6 protein-coding genes are annotated in these 5,850 nt (G+C 31.2%); 2 read left to right on the top strand and 4 right to left on the bottom strand.

Annotation, left to right across the window (positions count from 1 at the left end; genetic code table 11):
- Together EZH24_RS06320 and EZH24_RS06315 are read left to right on the top strand one after the other, a co-directional pair.
- Window positions 1-722: DEAD/DEAH box helicase (locus EZH24_RS06320; RefSeq protein ID WP_272897880.1), on the top strand; the 722-nt coding region annotated here is incomplete at its 5' end.
- 23 nt (window positions 723-745) lie between these two features.
- Window positions 746-2,071: a bifunctional folylpolyglutamate synthase/dihydrofolate synthase gene (locus tag EZH24_RS06315; RefSeq protein WP_137998287.1), complete on the top strand. Its 1,326-nt coding sequence runs from the start codon at window positions 746-748 to the stop codon at window positions 2,069-2,071.
- A gap of 9 nt (window positions 2,072-2,080) precedes the next feature.
- On the opposite strand, the gene EZH24_RS06310 is transcribed toward EZH24_RS06315, so the two are convergent.
- The 4 genes from EZH24_RS06310 to EZH24_RS06295 form a co-directional block, all read right to left on the bottom strand.
- On the bottom strand, window positions 2,081-3,346 hold the full coding sequence (locus EZH24_RS06310) for a 3-deoxy-D-manno-octulosonic acid transferase (protein WP_137998286.1): 1,266 nt from the start codon (window positions 3,344-3,346) through the stop codon (window positions 2,081-2,083).
- Window positions 3,347-3,357: 11 nt separating this feature from the next.
- Window positions 3,358-3,642 (bottom strand): hypothetical protein, encoded by a 285-nt coding sequence (locus EZH24_RS06305; RefSeq protein WP_170310843.1) that lies wholly within the window; start codon window positions 3,640-3,642, stop codon window positions 3,358-3,360.
- 251 nt (window positions 3,643-3,893) lie between these two features.
- Window positions 3,894-4,631 (bottom strand): glycerophosphodiester phosphodiesterase, encoded by a 738-nt coding sequence (locus EZH24_RS06300; protein ID WP_137998284.1) that lies wholly within the window; start codon window positions 4,629-4,631, stop codon window positions 3,894-3,896.
- Window positions 4,632-4,675: 44 nt separating this feature from the next.
- On the bottom strand, window positions 4,676-5,850 hold a 1,175-nt coding region (locus tag EZH24_RS06295), incomplete at its 5' end, for an MFS transporter (protein ID WP_137998283.1).

Genomic DNA, 5,850 nt, shown 5'->3' with positions numbered 1-5,850 from the left:
ATTTGACTAAAGAACAAAAAGAACTTTATTTGACTAAAGAACAAAAAGAACTTTATATGTCTATACTCGAAGCGGCGAGAATTGAAATATTTGAAACGGTTAAAAGAAAAGGATTCGCTCAGTCGCATATAGAAATATTTTCGGCATTAACGAGATTAAGGCAGGTTTGTTGCCATCCGAGATTATTGCATTCGGATTTGCGAAAGGATATTCATTCGAGCGGAAAATTTAATTTATTTATCGAAACTATAAGAGAGGCAATTTCGGGAGGACATAGCGTTTTGGTTTTCAGTTCTTTTACGAAAATGCTTAATATAATGAGAGAGGCTTTGAAAAAATTGAATATTGATTATTTATATTTGGACGGAAAAACTAAAGATAGAATGCATTTAATTCATAAATTCAATAACGGTGAAGCGCCGATATTTTTATTGAGCCTAAAAGCGGCGGGAACGGGTTTAACTTTGACTCAAGCGGACACGGTTATTCATTACGATTTATGGTGGAATCCCGCGGTCGAAAATCAAGCTACCGATAGAGCCTACAGAATCGGGCAAAAACGAGTTGTGACGAATTATAAATTAATCACGAGAGGAACTATCGAAGAGAAAATATTGGAACTTCAAAACAAAAAGAAAAAACTTATCGATAATGTCGTTGGCGATTCTATGAACGATATAAATAAATTAAGCTGGGACGAAGTGAAAAATCTTATCGACTAATCAAAATAAATATTGGAATAAAAATGAATAATATAAACGAAGCTTTAAATTATATTTACTCTTTTATGGGCAAAAAAAATTCTAACAGTTTGCATAAAAATAATTTTAATCATATTAATAATGTAAGAGAAATTTTGAATATTTTAAAATATAAACAAACTTTTAAGATAATTCATATAACGGGAACGAAAGGCAAAGGCTCTACAACTTTGGTTTTATCGAATATGCTAAAGTCCGCTGGATATAAAACCGCTTCTTTCGTCTCTCCTCATATAATAAATGTCAGAGAAAGAATAGCGATAAACGGCGAATGGATAAGCGAAAAAGATTTTGTCGATATAACCAAAAAAATAAAAAATATTTTGGACGAAAACGAAATATATAATATAACAGTTTTTGAAATATTTACCGTTATCGGATTATATTATTTTTATATTCAAAATGTCGATTATGCCTGCATCGAAGTCGGAATTGGAGGAAAACTCGATTGCACAAATATCGTTGATTCTTCTATAAGCGTGATAACTTCTATTTCTTACGACCATACGGAAATACTCGGAAATACGATTGAAGAAATAACGGAACAAAAAGCGGGAATAATAAAAGAAAACTCGATTGTTGTGTCCGCTTGGCAGGAAAAAGAATCTGTAAATATAATCGAAAAAATTGCAAAAGAAAAAAATTCAAAATTATATATTTTCAAAAAAGATTTTAACGCCGATATAATTTTAAATACGAATAAAATATTGGAATTTAATTATATTGAAAATGATAAAAGTTATAAATTTGAAACCACGCTTTTGGGAGAACATCAATCGGAAAATATTTCTTTGGCTTTTAAATCTTTCAAATTGCTTACGAATAATATAAATAAAGATGAAAAAATATTTTATAACGCGATAGATTCGATAAAAAATTTCAATATAAACGCGAGGCTCACTTTCGTTCAAAGGAATCCCGATATAATAGTCGATGGCGCGCATAATTCAAAATCTCTTTTGCGAATATTAAAAACGATTTACAAATGGTATGATTATCTCATAATACTTTTTGCTCCATTAAGCGAAAAAGACATTAAAGGAATGAGCGATATTTTGAAAAACTCTAACGCTTTTATAATCGTAAGTTCTCCGAATACGAATAACAAAAATAATAATAAAGAAAACGATAGTTATAAAACTTATCAATATTTTAAAGATAGAGAAAACGCGATTCATATAGAAAATTTTAACGAAGCGGTAAAATATATGCAAAAATTATCGAAAGAAAAAAACATCCCCGCTTTGGTTATCGGCTCTTTATATAGCGCAAGCGATTATTTTAATTTAAATGTTAATCAAATCGTTTAATCAAATTGTTTAATCGGATATTCCTTGAAATTTATTTATAATATCGAGAGTTCTTTTTGAAGCGCCGTTATTTTGTATAAGCAAATTATAAGCTTTTTCGGATATTGAATTTCTAATCTCTTCGTTTTCGTAAGCACATTTTATCGTTTCGGCAAGTTTATTTTTATCTTCGCAATTAAAAACGCAATCTTTCATGTATTCGTAGATTTCGATAAAATTATACATATATCTTCCGACAATAACTGGTTTCTTAAAATAAATCGCTTCCAAAATATTATGCCCGCCGACATTTCCAATGAAAGTTCCGCCCATTATAACCAAATCTGAAAGTTTATACCAATTCAAAAGTTCGCCAATCGTATTTATTATTATTCCGTCTTCCGAGTTTTTTTCGTATTCCATATAAAGCGGAAGATTATAACCCAATTTTGAAGCAATTTCTTTTATTTCGTTTCCTCTGTTTATATCTCTCGGGACAATTACAATAAAAACATTTTCTTTTATTTTCAAAGAATCAATCGCTTTCAATATAATCTCTTCTTCGTTATGATGCGAACTTCCAACGGTTATTACGAATTTATTTGCGGGAATTCTGCTTTCCAAATCGTCTATTTTTTCTTCATTAACCGAATAATTAATATCGTATTTCAAATTTCCCGTGACTGTTATCAAGCTTTCTGGCATTCCTATTCTAATCATATTTTCTTTATCGATTTGACTTTGAGCGAGAATTTTTCTATACATATTAAAATAAGGCTTGAAGAAAAATTGAAAATTCTTATATCCTTTTATTTCTTTTTTCCCGATTCTTCCGTTAATCATATAAAGCGGAATAAGTTTTTTATGAAGCATATAAATCATTGTGGGCCAAATTTCAATTTCCGTTATCATTACATATTCGGGCGAAATTAATTTGATAAGTTTATTTATCATATTAGGATAGTCCAAAGTGAGATAAAATAATTCCACTTTGTCTCCGTAATTTTTTTTAGCGATATCGAATCCTCCGACTGTTGTTGTGGAAAGATAAACCGAATAACCTTTTTCAATCAAAGTAAATACTATCTCCTTAACCGCCACAATCTCTCCAACGCTCACGGCATGAATCCAAACCGCGTTTCTGTTATTTTCTTTAGGATAAATAAAACCCAATCTTGAAAAAGCGCCTTTTCTTATGGGTTTGTTGAAGAGTGCCATAATTGAAAAACATATAAAAATAATAGGGTAAATAATATAGCCGAATAAAATATATATGGCAATAAATAATTTTTGCATTTATAACTCCGCTATATTATATAAATTATAGTAAATATAGTTATAATAAGATATATAAAAAAAGAAATCGCTCCTTTTAAAATCGCATGTTGTTTTCTCGTCCCCCATTCGCATTTTGAGGATACGATAATAAAAGCTATAAAAATTCCAATTTCGATTAAATTTAGAATAAGCAAAATAATTCCGTAAAAACCGCTTCTTATTCTATTATGCGACAATATGATATAACCCGCTATTGGAAAAAGCATAAATATTGAAATATTAATTATTTTATGTATGGCAATATATTTATTCATAAGGATTATTATATTATAAAAGATTTTTATGTCAAATAATAATCGCTTTGTCATTGCGAGAGTGAGCGTGGCAATCTATACAAATTGGATTGCTTCACTACGTTCGCAATGACAAATAAAATATATGATTGAAATAAAAGAGTCTCGGGATATAAAAAACCGATAACTTAAGTTATCGGTTTCGTCAAGCATCGTTTTCAATGACTGATAAAAATTTGTCATTGCGAGATTTATTTATAAATCGAAGCAATCTAATATAAATCTTTTGAAAATATATCGGGCATGTCGGTAAAAACGCCGTCAACTCCCATAGAATACAGTTTATTTGCCAACTCTACCGAATTAACCGTATAAACATATAATTCATAATTTTCGCTTTTTATATCTTTCGCCAATTTTTCCGTCACCGTTTGGTCGTATAGATGCATAGATTGAGGTTTAAGCTCGTCCGCTATATCTTTCCAATTATCCGTTTCTTCCCAAAGCAATATTCCGAATTTCGCGCTTTTCGATATTTTTTTTAGCGTCCTTAACATATCGAATTCAAAACTCGAATAAAATATTAAATCTTCCGCTTTATTGTCCGCAACCTCTTTTACCGTTTTCTCGACTATGCTGTCCCAATATTTTTCGTTTTTTCCCGCTTCGCCTTTAAGTTCCAAATTTACTATGGTATTCGTTTTCTTTACCAAATCTAAAAGTTCTTTAAGAGTTGGAATTCTTGCCGAAGAAAATTTGGCGTCTTTCCAAGAGCCAGCGTCTATTCTTTTAATGTCGTTATAATCCAAATCGTTTATTATTCCATCATGATTGGAGTGGCATGCAGTTTCATAATCATGGAATAAAACGAGCGTGCCGTCTTTTAATATCGTAACATCCGTTTCTATGCATTTAGCTCCTATTTCAATAGCCTTTTCAAAAGCCAGCATCGTATTTTCGGGGTAATTATTTGAAAAACCTCTATGAGCGATAACTTTTCTTAAAAACATAATAAAATCTCCTTAATTTTTTATTTTTTCTTAATTTTTATTAATTATTGATTATTATTTTCTTTATTCTTTTTCGCTTTCGTTAATCTATATAATATAATCGCGCATATCGCTCCGACTGCCGAAGATATTAAAGCTATTAAAAATATATAATAATATCCTTGAGCGGGATTGTCTTTGTTAATATCCAATAATAAACCGTTTACTCCATAAGCCCAAAATATAGGCGAATACGCCAAGAAACTTGCAACCGCCATAGCCGAACCGCTGAATTCTTTCGGTATATTCGCTTCTCCTATAGGGGCAAACATAACTGACCTTGATATGAATATTACGAATGAAAATATAAACATCAAAACCATACTCACATATAAATAATTCGTATTTTTCGGCGTTAATAAAACTCCGAGTAAAACTATAACCGTTAGAATCAAAGAATATGAAAGCATCCTCACGGGAGATTTAAAAACTTTGTCTCCCAAAAATCCGCCAAACACTCCCGCGATTATTCCTATTCCCGAAGCGGTAAACAAACCGAATGCGACCGCTTGAGTCGGAGTAAGCATAAACACATTTTGCATATAAGGAACGGAATATACAATCGTTATATATGTAGTATAAATAGCCATACTTATTAAACCCGACAACCAAACTTCTGGACATAACAAAGCTTTTATTAATCCTTGCAAAGCCTCTTTATTCTTTTCCGCCGCAGTTTCTGATTTTAAATACATAATATTTGGAATATATCTCATAGAAAGTAAAACCCATAAAACTATTAATATCGTATAAATTGAAATTATGATTCTCATAGCTCTCGAATCCGAACCCAATTTTGCAAATATTAATAAAGCCAAAGTGTTCATTCCAAATTCCATAGCTCTGCGAACCGATTCCAATAAACCGAAAGCCAAACCTTGATTTTGTTCGCTCGAAAATAATCTCGTTCCGTTCAAAATTGCGGGCCAAAAGAAAGCGTCAACTATTCCCCAAGACAACGCCACCGCGCATAAAGTTATATACGGAGCATTAACGAAAGCGACCATATAAACCGTTCCAATTATTCTTATGATTAATCCGCTTATTATCAATTGTCTCGGAGTAAATCTATTATTGAGCCAACCAGCTGGAATATAGAAAAATGTAGCCGTTCCAAGCAATGTGAAAAGCATACCGAATTGAGCGTTTGTGATATTAAGCATTTCGAGTAGCGGAGTAT

The sequence above is a fragment of the Brachyspira catarrhinii genome, from assembly GCF_005518285.1.
Taxonomy (GTDB): domain Bacteria; phylum Spirochaetota; class Brachyspiria; order Brachyspirales; family Brachyspiraceae; genus Brachyspira; species Brachyspira catarrhinii.
This window is presented reverse-complemented; position numbering and strand designations above follow the sequence as displayed.